The organism is Maribacter sp. LLG6340-A2 (genome assembly GCF_045057105.1).
GTDB lineage: Bacteria > Bacteroidota > Bacteroidia > Flavobacteriales > Flavobacteriaceae > Maribacter.
Genome location: NZ_CP159332.1, coordinates 2,464,777 through 2,480,778, shown reverse-complemented (window position 1 = coordinate 2,480,778; position 16,002 = coordinate 2,464,777). Strand labels below are relative to the sequence as shown.

Here is a 16,002-nt window from a genome sequence, read left to right as displayed (position 1 = left end):
CATTTTACTCCCTTTAAAAGTTATGGCAGATTTCTCTTGCATCATTTACTGGAAAAAGATGCTAAAAATGGCCTTTTCAACACTAATTTCCAAATAACAAAGTGCTTTCCCAAATTCAAGATAATCACGCAAAACAATTGAAATTATCTACATCTGTATATCAAAATATAGTAAGAATAAAAAAAAGCTAATACATTTATAGGAACCTATAAGAACATAAGTATGCTTAAATTCTTTAGAAAAGTTAGACGCAATCTAATTATCGAAAAAAAACTGGGCAACTACCTATTATATGCCTTGGGTGAAATTATTCTGGTCGTAATTGGTATTTTAATTGCCTTACGTATCAACAATGCAAATCAGGAGCATATTTTAAGAGAAAAAGAGCAGGTATATCTAATAGGTCTTAAAAATGAATTTTCCGCCAATAAAACTAAGCTACAGACTCTTATAGAGGTAAATAAGGATAATTACGAAAGTGCCAAGACAATTTTAACCATTTTAGATACTGGGCAGGATCAACATAACGAACAAGAACTATCTCAACTTTTATTTGAAGCCTTTTCATACGAAATAGCGTACAACCCCAACAATTCATTATTGAACGAAATGATGAATTCCGGTAGCTTAAAAGATATTTCCAATACAGAATTACGTTTGTACTTAACTTCTTGGGAATCTATGATAGCGCATGTTAAAGTACAGGAGGCCGACCTTAGAAAACAAAGAGAAAATGTTCGTGATATGCTTAGAAGCAATGAAGCTAGCCTTAGGACAATTTTGGACCATGCTAACATTACCCCAACAACCATTGGACTTCCCCCAACAAAGGATCCATATAGTAATATAGGTTTACTACATACAAAGCAATTTGAAAATAACGCACTTTCATTTATTTTAACGGGCATAAGTGCAGAAACCTCCCATTACATTCCGCTTTTAGAAGAAATAGACGAAATATTAGAATTAATAAACCAGGAATTGAAATAGGACCAACATATCAACCTAATCTTTCATATATACTGAAAACAGTACATTAGTTTATTTAATACATGTAAACCCAATCATGCGCACATGCAAATAAGCCCAAAGGCCAAAAGAAATATTTCAAGGATCGTACCCTTTGCAATTATTTGGCTAATATTGGGTTGGATCAACCTGTTTACCCAAGAAGCTGTAACATTAAATACAGACTTAACTCCGATCAGTGGCATCAATATCACTACGGAGGTTTTTATCTTTGCAAGCTTTGCGCTTGTTGTAGTAGGGCTTATGGTTGGGGCAATTGAAGTTCTTTGGCTGGATAATTTGTTCAGTAAAAAGAATTTTTCAAAAAAACTTCTTTACAAAGTTGCCTTCTACAGTTCTTTTTTGCTTTTAATCATTCTGCTCACCTTTCCTATAGCCGCAGCTATAGAAACCAATACCTCTCCCTTTAGTGAACAGGTTTGGTACAAGTTTAAAAGCTTTATAGTGAGCATTGAGTTTGTTAGCACAGTGGTATCCATATCCTATAATCTTATTGTTAGCTTGTTTTATTATGAGATAAGTGAAAATATTGGTCACGGAGTCCTTATGAATTTCTTTACGGGTAAATACCACCGCCCTATAGAAGAAAAACGAATATTTATGTTTACCGACATGAAATCGTCAACTACTATAGCGGAACAAATGGGACATATTAAATATTTTGAGCTTTTAAAGACGTATTACAATGATTTCTCTGATGCTATTGTACGTTACTCAGGAGAGGTTTATCAATATATAGGAGATGAAATTGTAATTTCTTGGAAGTATGAAGATGATACTCAAGTGAACAATGCCATAGATTGTTTTTTTGCCATGAAAAATGATTTAATGAAAAAAGCACCATGGTACCAAACCAACTTTGGTATTATACCCACATTTAAAGCCGGCTTGCATGCCGGAACCGTAACTACAGGTGAAATTGGGGCATTAAAGAAAGAAATAATTTTCACGGGCGATGTACTTAACACCACCTCCCGCATCCAGAGTCTTTGTAATGAATACCAGGTGGACATTTTAATTTCCGAAAATCTAGTACGTGCAATGCCTCAAAAAAAGAGCTTTTCATTGGTGTCTATAGGCACGGTTGAATTAAAGGGAAAGGAGAAAAACATAACATTATATACCATCAAGGAGTAGAATTTGGATATTAGTTTTCAACAATTACCACCTCACCATATTCCATAAAAAAAGCCCTTCATTTCTGAAAGGCTTCTCTTTGTACAGGCGGAGAGACTCCCTTCGGCTCCGCTCAGGATAAGCTTCTCGCCTCTCCTAATATTAACCATGACCTCACTTTATTCCATAAAAAAAGCCTTCCATTTCTGAAAGGCTTCTTGTTGTACAGGCGGAGAGACTCGAACTCTCACACCTTGCGGCACTAGATCCTAAGTTCAGCTTTTTAGCCAATCAAATCACACCAAAATAATACATATTGTTGATTTTTAGTTACTTAATATTTTATTTATACTCATTTGAATCGATATGAAACCATAAAATGTGTTACCCATGTGTTACCCCGAATGTTTTATCTTTATAAAAAATCGGTAAGATATGGCAACCCTAAAAACAGTTTTACACACCAAAACCGACACAAAAGGAAACAAAGATTATAGACTTGCTCTGCGGCTCACTGTAAATCGAAAACGAAGTTATTATCATTTGGGGCAAAAGATAAACCCGAGATTTTGGGATGAACAAGCAGGAAAAGTAAAATCTTCACATTCAAGGCATAAGCAGTTGAATAGGTTGATAAGAAAGAAATATGATGAGATTGAAGATATCATTTTTGAAATGGAAGCTTCAAAACAGAATTATTCCGCAAAACAAATTATAGACTCTATAAGGAAAAACACTAAAAGGTTATCCTTTTTCGAACTTGCCAATGAACATGTCGAAGATTTAGTCAAAGCAAATAATCATAATAGAGCAATTTCCGATAGAAGTAAAATAAACAGAATAAAAGAATTCGCTAAAAAACGCAACTTAGAGTTTGAAGAAATTGACGAAAATTTATTGAAAAAATTAAAAATTTATCTCCGTACAACTGCCAGACTATCCGAACGATCCGTTATGAATATTTTCGTCATGATACGATTACTTTATAATAAGGCCATCAGCAGAAAAATAGTAGATAGAAAGTTTTACCCTTTCGGGAAGGACAAAATAAAAATCAAATACCCCCAGACTATTAAAATAGGTCTCGATGAAACCGAAATTCGTAAAATCGAAGAACTTGACTTGGACCCGAGAACCTCCGTGTGGCATACTAGAAATGTATTCTTGTTTTCATTCTATCTTGCGGGAATTCGGATTTCAGACGTTTTAAGGATGAGATGGTCTGATATTGTGGGAGACAGATTGTATTACAAGATGAGTAAAAATGACAAAGCTGATTCCTTAAAGCTCCCAACACCCGTAATTACTATTTTATCATATTATCGAAAAGATAAAAAAACCAAATCCGATTATATTTTTCCAGAACTCAAGACCATACCCATTAAAGATTCAAAAGCTATCTATTCGAGAATTAAAACCTCAATTAAAAGGCTAAATTCAAATCTAACAATTATTGCGGACCTTGCCGGAATCGACAAAAAAATCACCAATCATATTGCCCGTCATAGTTTTGGAAATATAGCCGGTGATAAAGTTTCTCCACAAATGCTTCAGAAATTATATCGACATACTCATCTAAGCACCACTATAGGTTATCAAGGCAACTTCATTCATAAGAACGCTGATGAAGCTTTAAACGCAATAATTAATTTTTCTAAATAATCATGGAATTGTAAATATCTAAAACGAGGTAATTTTTTCTGTCCCGTAAAAGGTTAATTAAGAGAACTACTAAAAAAGACCACAATTAAGACCTTTAATTACCAAGCACTAAAGAGTAGGCAAACTGTCCTATATATTGGCCGTTAAAATGAACTGTTTTTAAATGCACCGAAAAAGTTTTCTCTTACTAGAGAACTGTGTAGGCAATCAATCAGCAACAATCTTCGTTATTCTGAATAGGTGGACAAGCGACAGTACCGTAGGAACAAAAGACACAACAATCCCCTTCTTTTGGCTTAAGGACTTTTTTGCAATTGTCACATTCATAAAAGAATTGACAGGCCGTTGTTGGCATTTCCTCTTCTTTTTCAAGCCCGCAATTTGGGCAAGTAATTGTTGATATTAACTGAGGTCTCATTATTTGACTACTTTATAAGCTGTACTGTTTATGGCTTTTTTGATTGCGGGCAAATCGGTTTTGGTCTTGTCAAATTCCACTATGGTGTTGGCATTTTCGTAGCTGGTTTTTACCGAAATAATTCCATCCAACTTATTGACTTCACTTTCTACGTGTGCCTCACAACCCACACAAGTCATTCCCTCAACATAAAACGTGTGCTTTTCGATATTGGATTGAGAGACATAGACGATGTCCTTTGTGGGCTGTGCATAAAATAAGTTGGAATAGTACGGGAAGGCCAGCATCAATCCCGAAAATACGGTTACGATGAACAAAAATTGTTTGGATTGCCAAAATGTAGGTTTCGCATCATCGTCACAGGCACAATCTATTTCTTCCTTTGTTTTTGGCCGTAATTTCTGATACCATGCAAATACCAAAACAATAATGGTCAAGCCGATAAAATAGGGTCTAAACGGCTCGACCCAGGAAAAGGTAGATGCAATGCCGCTTGTTCCAGCAATCAGTGCCAAGACAGGGGTAATACAGCATATTGATGCTGCAACTGCGGTAAAAATACTGGTATAGGCCGCGGTGTTTGAAGTATTATTCGATGCCATAATTTAAACTTTCTAAGCTGTTTTCTTTCTTATCGAAATTGAACTGAAAATTCCATTTAAAACATTATCCTCACTCTTTACCAACGAATAATATAATGTTTGACCTTCACGTCTCGATGTGATAATTCCTGCATCCTTCATTTTACGGATATGTTGGGATACCGCGGGGACACTCATTTCAAGAATGTCAGCAATATCGCAAGGACACAATTCATTTTCTATGTTCAAAAGAAATAGGATTTTCAGTCGTACCTCACTTCCGGCAAGGGCCAAAATTTTGCTCATGGCCTTAAAACTATCGGAAGAATTTTCTATTGTCCTCTTGCACCGTGATATTTGTTTATGGTCGGCTTCATTCCGGGTACAGGTTATTTCCAAGCTCATCAATTTTAACTTAACGTCTACAAATATATCATTATTTAAGCAAATACTTATATACTAAAACTGTAGACATATTATTTAGGAAGTTGGATTGGTTCTTTGTTTTAGTTTTTATAGACGAATGCCTACCGAGTTTTTGTAGCACCAGTGAAAAAAATAAGGGACTATGATATTTCTATTTCGGATTCTGATTCCAATGTCCGGCAGCAATAAGTAGCCTTTTCATTTGAATAAGTTGGTCTTCATCTTTGAAATATTCATGACTTAGCATTTTTCTCAGTTGACCAACGGTTTCTTTTGAAGTTAATCCCTTTTTTTCAAAAAGTTCGGTAAATTTCTGAAGTTGCTCTAACTTGTACTTTGCCTTTTCAACAAATTGTTCCCCATTTTCAGAATCCTCGTAACTCGATTGAATTTCAAAATGTCGTTCTATCGTACCCGGTTTTCCAATTATCAATTTCTCAGCATTAATCTGAACGATTCCATTTGTAGTAAAAACATAGTCCCTATCGTGAACCATCCTATTAATTCTGGTTTGACCATCAGCAATACTGTTTGGAAAGATTTCTAAGTAGTATTTGGTATCTAAAGGCAAAGTTATTACTGAGTCAGGATTAAAAAGGCCTTCAAATCGAGTTGATTTTACGCCGCGTATTGATACCGGATTATCGCAAGTAATTAATGGTGCATCCTCATCATTGATTCGGTGGACATTTATAGTACAATCATATTTGAAATCCACAAATTCTTTCCATTTTTCCAAATGTTGAACCAAGAATTTAATCCTGTTACGCTCTTTAAATTCGTGTCTAACTTTACCAATATCCTTAATATTGAATTCGTGCTTTTCTTCTTCAAATGTAAATTTCACATCGCCGTTTTCGTCGGCGTACAATAACATTCTATCTAAAATTTGGTCGGTAAATGCGTTCTGATGATTAAGAAACCTCGGGGTTCTAAAATAAAGGGATAGGCAGACGTATAGTACTTGCCTTTTTTGCTCAGAGGTCAATATCTTCACATTTTCATCGACAAGTAGTTTATAAATCTTAGGGAATTCAGAATCGACGTGTTCGGCATAATGATATTCCAAATCGTATTTCCTATCAATCTCGGCATTCGGAATCGTATAAAGATTTTTCTGAAAGCAAATACTTTTTGTACTAATCTGTTCAAGAAGCAAATCATCTTCCAATCTGTAAGCATCAACAAAATAGTTGCCGTTATTACCTTCAACACCAAAATTTTTCAGGTAAGACCGTGGTATGTAATGTTGCTTGATGGGTTCGTTTTTAGCCATACATGAAATAATGAATTTTCATGAATGTACTAATTCCATTCCATCTTCTGCAATCGTATCGCATTCAATATAGCCAAAAACGCCACACCCACATCAGCAAAAACAGCTTCCCACATTGTTGCTAATCCACCTGCACCGAGAATGAGGACTATGACCTTGACACCAAATGCAAGCGCAATATTTTGCCAGACAATTCGTCGCGTTGAACGACCAATTTTAATCGCTCTTGCAATCTTACTGGGTTGGTCGGTCTGTATGATTACATCGGCTGTTTCAATGGCGACATCGCTTCCTAAACCACCCATCGCAATACCTACACCACTTGCTGCCAAAACGGGTGCATCATTAATACCATCACCAATAAATGCGACTTTCGTTTCAGGTTGCTTTTTAAGTTCTTCAACCTCATTCAGTTTATCTTCAGGTAACAACCCACCTTTCGCCCAATCGATATTTAACTCTTTTGCAACTTGCTGTGTAATAGAATTTTTATCACCTGATAACATTATAATCTTGGAAATCCCTGCATCTCTAATTTGTTTAATGGCTTGGTGCGCATCATCTTTTAATTCATCTGCAATGGTAACATAACCTGCAAATTTCCCATCAATAGACACCATAACGATTGATTCTACAATGTCATCCGTTTCCGAAGGGACTTCTATATTGTTTGAAGTCATCAAAGCTTTGTTTCCTACCAAAACGGTTTTTCCGTTGACTGTTCCCTTTAAACCCTTTCCGGCAACCTCTGAAACATCAGTCGCTTCATAATCTGAACCGTCTGCTTTATATTCGAGAATCGCCTTGGCGATAGGATGAGTGGATTGCTCTTCCATCGCCATCAAATACTTCATAAACTCGGTTTCCTCAAATGTGATGGAATTGATTTCCTTGATTTTAAAAACCCCTTTAGTAACAGTTCCTGTTTTGTCCATTACGACCGTGTTTACTTGGGTCATTGCATCAAGAAAGGATGCACCCTTAAACAGAATGCCGTTTCGCGATGCCGCACCCAATCCGCCAAAATAGCCCAGCGGAATAGAAATGACCAACGCACAAGGACACGAAATCACAAGGAATATCAATGCGCGATACAGCCAATCCCTAAACACGTAATCATCTACAAAAAAGTAAGGAAGGAACGTAAGTCCGATGGCAAGGAATACAACGATAGGCGTATAAATCCGAGCAAATTTTCTAATGAACAATTCGGTCTTTGATTTTCTGGCAGTTGCATTCTGCACCATATCCAGAATTCGTGCAATAGAACTATCCTTAAATTCCTTAGTAGTCTCGATTTCGATTACGCCATCAAGGTTGATACTTCCGGCAAAAACGGTATCGCCTTTAGCAATAGTATTGGGTTTGCTTTCGCCTGTCAAGGCAGCAGTATTAAAAGAGCCCTTTTCAGAAAGTAGAATACCATCAAGCGGAACTTTTTCGCCTACACGTACCTGAATCTTTTCGCCAATTTCAACAGTCTCGGGATTTACTGAAACAAAATCGCCATCACGGTAAACCAATGCCTCATTCGGACGGACATCAAGTAAGGCTTTTATATTTCCTTTTGCACGGTTAACAGCTGCATTCTGGAACAGCTCGCCTACAGCATAGAACAACATTACGGCCACACCTTCGGGATATTCGCCGATAGCGAATGCCCCTAATGTGGCAATGGACATTAAGAAAAATTCAGTAAAGAAATCCCCATTTTTGATACTGTTCCACCCTTCCTTTATGACGGGAAAGCCAACTGGAATGTAGGCGACGGAATACCAAACGATTCTTATCCATCCTTTAAAATGTGGAAATGCTTCAAAGTAATCAATAGCAATTCCGGCTATCAACATTACAAAGCTGAAAATAGCCGGTAGATAGGTTCTAAAGTTTGAAATTTCTTCAGGGCTGCTATGGTTATGGCCATCATCGTGACTGTGCTCGCCCTTATGTTCTTTTGGGTCAATGTCCCGTAAATTTACTTTTTTCTTTTTCATATGTTCTAATCAAGTTTGATATCATTTTAAAAACTACTTCGATAATTTCAGTATTCTCAATGCACCGCGCATTACAAAAGTGAAAACGATCCCGCCAATCACTAAATCGGGCCATTTACTATTCAGAAAATAAACCAGCACCCCAGCTACTATAACACCACCATTGACAATAATATCATTGGATGTAAAAATGGCACTTGCCTGCATATGAGCCTCTTGGCTCTTTGCCTTGTTGATGAGCCAGAGCGATATCAAATTACCTGCCAATGCGAAAATTGAAACTATAATCATCCATTGAAACAGGGGCGTTTCGGTATTGCTAAAAAACCTTCTCAAGACCTCTGCAAACCCAAGTATTGCCAATGCCATCTGAAAGTATCCGCTGTATTTCGCAACCTTCTTTTTTCTTGAAATGGCACCGCCTACCGCAAATAGGCTTAATGCATATACGATGGAATCTGCCAGCATATCTAATGAGTCTGCCACTAGACCCATCGAAGAAGAAATCCAACCAGTGGTCATTTCGATAACGAAAAAGCCAAAGTTGATGCCCAAGACCCACCATAGGATTCTTTTTTGTTTGGATTGGTCTTCCATTACGGGTGGTTCGGCTTCTGTGGTTCCTTCTAAGGAATCCCCAAGTTTTAAGCTGGCTATAGACGTTTGTATCGCCTTGACGTCGTCCACGTGATATACTTCCAATTTTCTGTTAGGAATATCAAAATCCAAGTGTTTTACTTGAGCATAAGACTCTAACTTCATCCGAATCATCTGCTCTTCTGAAGGGCAGTCCATTTTAGTTATTATAAAAGTGCTTTTTTTCAAAATCAATCTAATTTGTTTGTTAAAGTAAATTACTGCTACATTTTTCACATATTCCCGTAACCACGAGATTAACATCCTCTGCCAAATATCCATCGGGCAAATTGATATGCGGGATTTTTTGTTCCGTTAAACAAACCGTTTCGTCACAGTTAGTGCAATGGAAATGTAAATGCAAATCCTGTTCTATTTCACAATTACAGCCTTCTTCACAAAGTGCGTATTTAGAGATTCCAGTTCCGTCATCTATGTGATGCACCACGTTTTTTTCTTCAAACGTTTTTAGGGTTCGGTACAATGTGGTTCTATCCGCTTTTGCGAAAGCATTCTCAATATCAGTCAGGGCGATGGCGGCATCCCTATCGGCCATATACTTATAAATCAATATGCGCATTGCCGTTGGGCGAACCCCATTGTCAATCAATCTTTTTTCTATTTCTTTCATTTCTTATCGATGCTGTTTTTGATTTTTTGTGCTTTGGAATAGGCTTCCCAACCTTCTTTTGCCGCGTATGGCACTATCAATAATGCTGCAATAGGGTCAGCCCACCACCAGCCCAGCCATTTTACGAGCAATAGGCCTATTAGGACCACCACAGTCTGATAAAGGCAAATAAAAGTGTCCTTGGCATCGGCCAACAGGGCAGGGCTATCCAATTTATGACCGTATTTTCTTTTGTAGTAAATCAGAATGGGGTTCACTACTAAGGAAACTATCAGTATCCCAATGCCCAACGTGGACCAAGATGCTGTTTCTTGACTTATTAATTTTGAAATGGAATCATAGGATATGAAAATGCAGATGAGGGCAAAAGATATTGCGATGACGTATAGCGTTGTCATTTTTCTTTTTTCTACGCGCTTTTCGTCCAAACCCTTGATTTCGCCGTGCAATCGCCAACCGAGAGTGCCAGCACTTATGACTTCAATAGTGCTGTCCAGTCCCCAGCCTATCAAGGCGGAACTGTTTGCCGTGAATCCCGCTATAAGTGATACGACCACCTCGATAATGTCATAGATGACATTCCAAATTTGAAGTGTTCTTGCTTGTTTTAGATTTTGTTTTCTTGTTTCTTTCATCTCTTAATGTGCTTCTTCCTCGTTTTCCCCTTTTTTCATTTCCGCCATTAAATAGTAGGCGTTATTAAAGGCATACTTGGTATTCGGTTCTTGTTCGGTCAAAAAATCAATGGCAATCCATTCGCCATCGTGAGTTCCTTTTGTGATTTCCACGGGCATAAACTTCCAATCCTCGCCTTCATTTTTTGCTGTAAACACAAAGGACTTTTCGCCATCGGCTGCGATGGCACTTTCAGGAATTGCCGTGGTCATTGTATTGTCGGTTTGGATGCGCCCTTGAATGTACATTCCCGGTATCAGGTTGCCTTCCTTATTTTCGATTTCGGCGTGTACGTGTATCGCTTTGGGGTTCTGCTCAAAAGTTTTTCCTACGGAATAGATTTCGGCTGTAAGTTCCTTTCCCGGAATGGATTGGACATTGAACCGCACGGTTTGTCCTTCCTTTACTTTGTACACGTCTTTTTCAAATACCATCAAATCGGCGTGTACGTGATGGATGTCCACGATTTCCATTAGGTCGGTTTGAGGTTCTACATATTGTCCTGTTTTAACGGCTACTTTTTCCACAAAGCCTTGAATAGGACTTCGTAGCGCAACCCTTTGATAAATAGTGCCATTTCTCACACCTGATGTACTAACATTTAATTGTTGTAATTGTGCTTCCAAACCGTTCACCATACTTCGTGAAGCTTGATATTCCGCTTCTGCTTTTTGGAAATTGGCACCGCTGCCCACACCTGCATCATAAAGAGTTTTTTGGCGTTCGTATTCTTTTTTGAGAAACTGACTATTGCTATGTGCATTGAGGTAATCCGTCTGTTTCTGTATGATATTGGGATGAGACAAATAGGCCACAGTCTGACCTTTATTGACCTTATCGCCCTCGATGACCTCGATGGAAACTACGTTGGTACCAACAACCGTAGTGATGGTCGCTTCATTTTGTGGCGGAACTTCCAGTTGTCCGTTGGCTTCCAAATATCCACTCATATTGCGCTGGGCAAGCGTATCGACTTTCATTTGTAGTGCATCATACTGTTTTGCAGTAAGTGTAACTATTTCATCTTCCTCTTCAGAGTGATTTTCTTCTGTTTCTGAATGTGTTGCATCAACGTGGTCGCTTTCGGTTTTTGACTCGCCACAACTAATTATTGTGAATGCCGTAAGCATTGCGGTAATCGGTAAATATTTTAATTTTTTCATCTTTTTAGTTTTGAAAGTATTGTAGTTCAAACAAGGCATCTAAATAATTGTCAAGCGCATCGAGCGCATCCATTTCGGTGTTTATAGCATCACGTATAATCTGTGTGAATGAAGCATAATCCACCGCACCTTCCTTGTAGGCGAGTAACGCGCCCTTACGCTGTTCTTCTGCAAGTGGCAGAGCTTTATCCCTGTAAAACTGCCAAGATGTTTTCCACTTCTGGTAGCCTTGTACAGCCTGCTTAAATTCAGATTGCAGTTGGCGTTGGATAAAATCTGCATTTGTCCTTGCGATTTCGCTATCGATTTTTGCTGCCTTGGCCTGACTACGCTGTGCGCCCGAAAACAACGGGACTGAAATGCCTGCCTGATAGGTGTAAAATCCACTATCGCCGTTTACCTGTTGCAATCCACCTTGCAGGTTTAATTTAGGAAGTAGCTCGGCACGAGCGGCATTATAGTTTGCTTCGGCTTCATCGATGCGCCTTTGCGAAAATTCCAGCTCGGGATGTCTTTCTAAATCCGCATCCAATCCCAATACAGCCACCTCACTTTCTTCAAATGCATCTGGTACAGAATAAAAAATGTCTGTTGCCAGCCAAAGATTTAGCTTTTGCAACGCAATAGCATAATCGCTTTCTGCTTGTTGCAATTTATTACTGATTTGCAACGCTTGGTTTTTTGCCGATGAATATTCCAATCTTGAAATGGCTTCCACCTCAAAGTTGAGTTGGATTGCCGTTTCAAACTGTGAATAAATGGAATCCAGCTCGCGGTACAGCTCAAATTTCTGTCGTTGTTGGTATGCTTCCGACCACGCTTTTTTGACTTCCTGTTCCACTTGCAATTCAGACAGGTCGAGAGCGGTTTCGGCCAAAGCTATTCGTTGTTTTTGAAGTCGCTTTTTTGCACCGATACCCAAGAGGTCTAAATTTTGTTGCCCTACACCAACTAAAGTATATATACCTTGACCATCTGCAATTTCTTCGCCGCCCGTAAAAACTTGGGTTTTTCCAAAATCATAAGCAACGCCTTTAAGTGCGTTCTGTCGTTGAATTTCCAACTGTTTCGTTTTCAATAACGGATAGTTTTCCTTGGAAATTTCTACTGCTCTTTCCAATGAAGCAATTGGTAAAGAATCTTGAGGTTGGACTTGTTGTGCTTTCGCGAAAGCGGAAGTAAACAAAAGACAGACCACGGCTGTTGCGGTAACAAATTTTGGATTGAATTTCTTCTTCCGTTCCGAACGTTTCTCGACCCATTGGTAAAAGATGGGAAGGATAAATAGCGTCAAGAGTGTTGAAGTTATCAATCCACCTATAACCACAGTTGCTAAGGGTCGCTGCACTTCAGCCCCTGCCGATGCTGAAATGGCCATTGGAAGAAATCCTAAAATATCGGTAAATGCAGTTAACATTATTGGGCGAATCCTACGTTTTGTGCCTTCTACGATACGGTCTTTCAAGTTGGTCACGCCTTCTTCCTTCAGCTCATTTAGACCGCTGATCATTACCAGTCCGTTCAGGACGGCAACACCAAAGAGGACGATAAAGCCGACCCCTGCGGAAATACTGAAAGGCATATCCCGAAGCCATAGTGCGAATACACCGCCAATGGTCGCCATCGGGATGGCCAAGTAAATCATCAAGGTTTGCGGAAAGGATTTTAATGCGAAATAAATCAAAATAAAAATCAACAATAAAGCAATCGGGACCACAGTCTGTAATCGCTCGCTTGCTCTTTCAAGATTTTCAAATGCACCACCATACCGAATAAAATAGCCTGGTGGTAATTCAAGATTTGCGTCCAGTTTATCCTTAATCTCGTTAACTAATGATTCCACATCACGTCCGCGCACATTTACACCCACGTAGGTTCTTCGGTTGGTATTGTCCCGACTTATCTGCATAGGACCTGGTTCGTATTCGATTGTGGCCAGTTCTTGAAGTGGAATCTGTGAACCACTCGGTAAATTGATGTACAGATTTCTGATGTCGTTGATGTCAGTTCGGTTCTGCTCGTCGAGCCTAACGACCAAGTCAAAACGCTTTTCGCCTTCAAAAATCACACCTGCATATCCGCCCGCAAAAGCGGACTGCACCATTGTATTCAGTAGGTCGATACTCACACCATACTGCGCCAGTCTGTTTCGATTGTATTTTATGGTCATTTGGGGCAATCCAGAAGTTGCTTCTGCCCTCATATCGCCTATACCTTCCGTACCGGCTATGATTTTTGTAATCTCATCGGCCTTTGCAGCAAGTACTTCTATATCCTCACCATAAATTTTAATGGCAACATCTTCTCGAATACCCTCTAACAGTTCATTAAAGCGCATTTCTATAGGTTGGGTAAACTCATAATTAACACCGGGAATAATACTCACGGCATCTTTCATTTTATCAATAAGTTCATCCTTGTCATCGGCAGACACCCATTCGTCTTGGGGTTTTAGAATAACAAATACATCAGCGAAATCCATTGGCATTGGGTCTGTGGGCACTTCGGCCACACCGATACGGCTTACAATTTTTTCAACTTCCGGAAATTCGGCCTTTATAATACGCTCAACTTTAGTAGTGGTCTCAATCGTTTCGCTAAGTGAACTTCCGGGTTTCAGTATGGTGTGAAATGCAATATCGCCTTCATCCAGTTGGGGAATGAATTCGCCACCCATTCTTGTAAACATAAAAACGGTAAGGGCAAATATGGCGACGGCAATTCCTACAATCCATTTCCCTTTGTTTAAAGTCTTAACCAAAAGTGGTTCATACTTCCGCTGTACCCAATGCACGAAACGGTCGCCCCAAGATTTTTTTTCCGTCTTGGGTGGTTTTAGAAATAAGGCAGACATCATTGGAACGTATGTCAGGCAAAGAAACATAGCACCTATCATTGCAAATATGAATGTGAGCGCCATCGGTTTAAACATTTTACCCTCGATGCCTTCCAGAGCCAATATGGGCAAGAACACAATTAGAATTATCAATTGCCCGAAGAAAGCGGCATTCATCATCTTTTTGGATGCGTTTGCAGCTATCTCATCACGCTTCTCTTTATTCAAAGACTTCTTTTTTAGGATGTAGCTTCCCATTAAGAATACGCTGGCTTCCACGATAATCACCGCCCCATCCACGATGATACCAAAATCGATAGCACCTAAGCTCATCAAGTTCGCCCAAACATCAAAAACATTCATTAGTATGAAAGCGAACAATAGCGATAACGGAATAGTCGAAGCCACAATAAGACCGCCACGCCAGTTTCCTAAAAGGAAAACAAGTACGAAAATCACGATGAGCGCACCTTCGAGTAGATTGTTACGCACCGTGCCGGTTGTTTCACTTATAAGCTTGCTTCTATCCAATAAGGGCTGAATAACAACCCCTTCAGGAAGGGATTTCTGTATTTCGGCCATCCGGTCTTTCACACGTACAATAACCTCGTTTGAGTTTGCCCCTTTGAGCATCATAACAAGACCGCCAACGACCTCACCTTCGCCATCCTGCGTCAAAGCCCCATAGCGCACGGCAGAACCAAAACGCACATCTGCAACATCACTTATGGTAATAGGCACACCATTTTCATTTTTGATGACGATCTTTTTAATATCATCAAGGCTTCGCACCAAACCTTCGCCTCGAATGAAGTTCGCCTGATGGTTTTTCTCGATGTACGCACCACCTGTATTTTTATTGTTCGCTTCCAATGCTTCGAACACATCGGTAATGGTAAGGCCGATTGCCTTTAATTCGTTGGGGTCAACGGCCACCTCATATTGCTTTATTTTTCCGCCGATGGCATTAATTTCCACAACGCCAGGCACCATTGCCATTTGCCGTTGCACAATCCAATCTTGCATTGTACGCAAATCGGACAATGAATATTTATCTTGAAATTCAGGTTCTACTTTTAAGGTGTATTGATAAACTTCCCCCAAGCCTGTTGAAATTGGCCCCATACTTGGCTGCCCAAAACCTTCTGGGATTTGTTCACGTACTTCGGTCAGTTTTTCAGAAACAAGTTGACGCGGTAAATAGGTACCCATATCATCGTCAAAAACGACGGTTACTACAGAAAGTCCGAAGCGGGAAACCGAACGGATTTCCTTGACATTGGGCAGGTTGCTCATTGCAACTTCCACGGGATAGGTTACAAATTGCTCAATATCTTCCGTTCCCAGATTGGGCGATTGCGTGATGACCTGTACCTGATTATTGGTAATATCGGGTACGGCATCAATGGGAACTTGGGTCATACTGTATATGCCAGCACCAATCAATGCCAGCGTGAGCAGACCGATTATAAATTTGTTATTGATTGAAAAATCAATGATTTTGTTAATCATAGATAAGGGTGTTAATTCAGTTGAAATTTTGGTTCTGTACATTGAAT

General features: G+C 39.2%; 13 protein-coding genes. 3 read left to right on the top strand and 10 right to left on the bottom strand.

Translation table 11 applies throughout. The annotated features are described in order from the left end of the window. Positions 1–222: 222 nt before the first annotated feature. The 3 genes from ABVM52_RS10395 to ABVM52_RS10385 all read left to right on the top strand — a co-directional run bounded on the left by ABVM52_RS10395 (position 223) and on the right by ABVM52_RS10385 (position 3,807). Positions 223–990: a DUF6090 family protein gene (locus ABVM52_RS10395; RefSeq protein ID WP_405380210.1), complete on the top strand. Its 768-nt coding sequence runs from the start codon at positions 223–225 to the stop codon at positions 988–990. Between the two features lie 84 nt (positions 991–1,074). Continuing rightward, positions 1,075–2,166 carry an adenylate/guanylate cyclase domain-containing protein gene (locus tag ABVM52_RS10390; RefSeq protein WP_405380208.1) on the top strand — a complete coding sequence of 364 codons (1,092 nt, stop codon included), beginning with the start codon at positions 1,075–1,077 and terminating at the stop codon, positions 2,164–2,166. Positions 2,167–2,580: 414 nt separating this feature from the next. After that, positions 2,581–3,807: a phage integrase SAM-like domain-containing protein gene (locus ABVM52_RS10385; RefSeq protein WP_405380206.1), complete on the top strand. Its 1,227-nt coding sequence runs from the start codon at positions 2,581–2,583 to the stop codon at positions 3,805–3,807. Between the two features lie 211 nt (positions 3,808–4,018). On the opposite strand, the gene ABVM52_RS10380 is transcribed toward ABVM52_RS10385, so the two are convergent. The 10 genes from ABVM52_RS10380 to ABVM52_RS10335 all read right to left on the bottom strand — a co-directional run bounded on the left by ABVM52_RS10380 (position 4,019) and on the right by ABVM52_RS10335 (position 15,955). Further along, complete coding sequence (locus ABVM52_RS10380) at positions 4,019–4,225, bottom strand: GDCCVxC domain-containing (seleno)protein (protein ID WP_099546397.1); 207 nt, start codon at positions 4,223–4,225, stop codon at positions 4,019–4,021. Beyond that, complete coding sequence (merTP, locus tag ABVM52_RS10375) at positions 4,225–4,827, bottom strand: mercuric transport protein MerTP (protein ID WP_099546398.1); 603 nt, start codon at positions 4,825–4,827, stop codon at positions 4,225–4,227. Before merTP ends, ABVM52_RS10380 begins: the two co-directional genes overlap by 1 nt. A 12-nt stretch (positions 4,828–4,839) precedes the next feature. After that, positions 4,840–5,211: a metalloregulator ArsR/SmtB family transcription factor gene (locus ABVM52_RS10370; protein ID WP_116216553.1), complete on the bottom strand. Its 372-nt coding sequence runs from the start codon at positions 5,209–5,211 to the stop codon at positions 4,840–4,842. Between the two features lie 172 nt (positions 5,212–5,383). Continuing rightward, on the bottom strand, positions 5,384–6,508 hold the full coding sequence (locus ABVM52_RS10365) for a DUF4238 domain-containing protein (RefSeq protein WP_405380203.1): 1,125 nt from the start codon (positions 6,506–6,508) through the stop codon (positions 5,384–5,386). Between the two features lie 29 nt (positions 6,509–6,537). After that, positions 6,538–8,502, bottom strand: coding sequence for a heavy metal translocating P-type ATPase (locus tag ABVM52_RS10360; protein ID WP_405380202.1), 1,965 nt, complete (start codon positions 8,500–8,502; stop codon positions 6,538–6,540). A gap of 33 nt (positions 8,503–8,535) precedes the next feature. Beyond that, positions 8,536–9,327 (bottom strand): cation transporter, encoded by a 792-nt coding sequence (locus tag ABVM52_RS10355; RefSeq protein WP_192462282.1) that lies wholly within the window; start codon positions 9,325–9,327, stop codon positions 8,536–8,538. 19 nt (positions 9,328–9,346) lie between these two features. Beyond that, a complete protein-coding gene (locus ABVM52_RS10350) occupies positions 9,347–9,769 on the bottom strand; it encodes a Fur family transcriptional regulator (protein WP_116772171.1) in 423 nt (140 codons plus the stop codon). After that, positions 9,766–10,404, bottom strand: a complete 639-nt coding sequence (locus ABVM52_RS10345) for a cation diffusion facilitator family transporter (protein WP_405380199.1) — start codon at positions 10,402–10,404, stop codon at positions 9,766–9,768. Before ABVM52_RS10345 ends, ABVM52_RS10350 begins: the two co-directional genes overlap by 4 nt. A gap of 3 nt (positions 10,405–10,407) precedes the next feature. Continuing rightward, a complete protein-coding gene (locus ABVM52_RS10340; protein ID WP_405380197.1) occupies positions 10,408–11,607 on the bottom strand; it encodes an efflux RND transporter periplasmic adaptor subunit in 1,200 nt (399 codons plus the stop codon). 4 nt (positions 11,608–11,611) lie between these two features. After that, positions 11,612–15,955, bottom strand: a complete 4,344-nt coding sequence (locus ABVM52_RS10335; protein WP_405380195.1) for a CusA/CzcA family heavy metal efflux RND transporter — start codon at positions 15,953–15,955, stop codon at positions 11,612–11,614. Between the last annotated feature and the right edge of the window lie 47 nt (positions 15,956–16,002).

Excerpts from the sequence above, each read along its gene's own strand:
- ABVM52_RS10395 (WP_405380210.1), top strand. The coding sequence starts at position 223 with ATGCTTAAATTCTTTAGAAAAGTTAGACGCAATCTAATTATCGAAAAA.
- ABVM52_RS10380 (WP_099546397.1), bottom strand. The coding sequence starts at position 4,225 with ATGAGACCTCAGTTAATATCAACAATTACTTGCCCAAATTGCGGGCTT.
- ABVM52_RS10350 (WP_116772171.1), bottom strand. The coding sequence starts at position 9,769 with ATGAAAGAAATAGAAAAAAGATTGATTGACAATGGGGTTCGCCCAACG.
- ABVM52_RS10365 (WP_405380203.1), bottom strand. The coding sequence starts at position 6,508 with ATGGCTAAAAACGAACCCATCAAGCAACATTACATACCACGGTCTTAC.
- ABVM52_RS10390 (WP_405380208.1), top strand. The coding sequence starts at position 1,075 with ATGCAAATAAGCCCAAAGGCCAAAAGAAATATTTCAAGGATCGTACCC.
- ABVM52_RS10385 (WP_405380206.1), top strand. The coding sequence starts at position 2,581 with ATGGCAACCCTAAAAACAGTTTTACACACCAAAACCGACACAAAAGGA.
- ABVM52_RS10370 (WP_116216553.1), bottom strand. The coding sequence starts at position 5,211 with ATGAGCTTGGAAATAACCTGTACCCGGAATGAAGCCGACCATAAACAA.
- ABVM52_RS10345 (WP_405380199.1), bottom strand. The coding sequence starts at position 10,404 with ATGAAAGAAACAAGAAAACAAAATCTAAAACAAGCAAGAACACTTCAA.
- ABVM52_RS10340 (WP_405380197.1), bottom strand. The coding sequence starts at position 11,607 with ATGAAAAAATTAAAATATTTACCGATTACCGCAATGCTTACGGCATTC.
- merTP (WP_099546398.1), bottom strand. The coding sequence starts at position 4,827 with ATGGCATCGAATAATACTTCAAACACCGCGGCCTATACCAGTATTTTT.
- ABVM52_RS10335 (WP_405380195.1), bottom strand. The coding sequence starts at position 15,955 with ATGATTAACAAAATCATTGATTTTTCAATCAATAACAAATTTATAATC.
- ABVM52_RS10360 (WP_405380202.1), bottom strand. The coding sequence starts at position 8,502 with ATGAAAAAGAAAAAAGTAAATTTACGGGACATTGACCCAAAAGAACAT.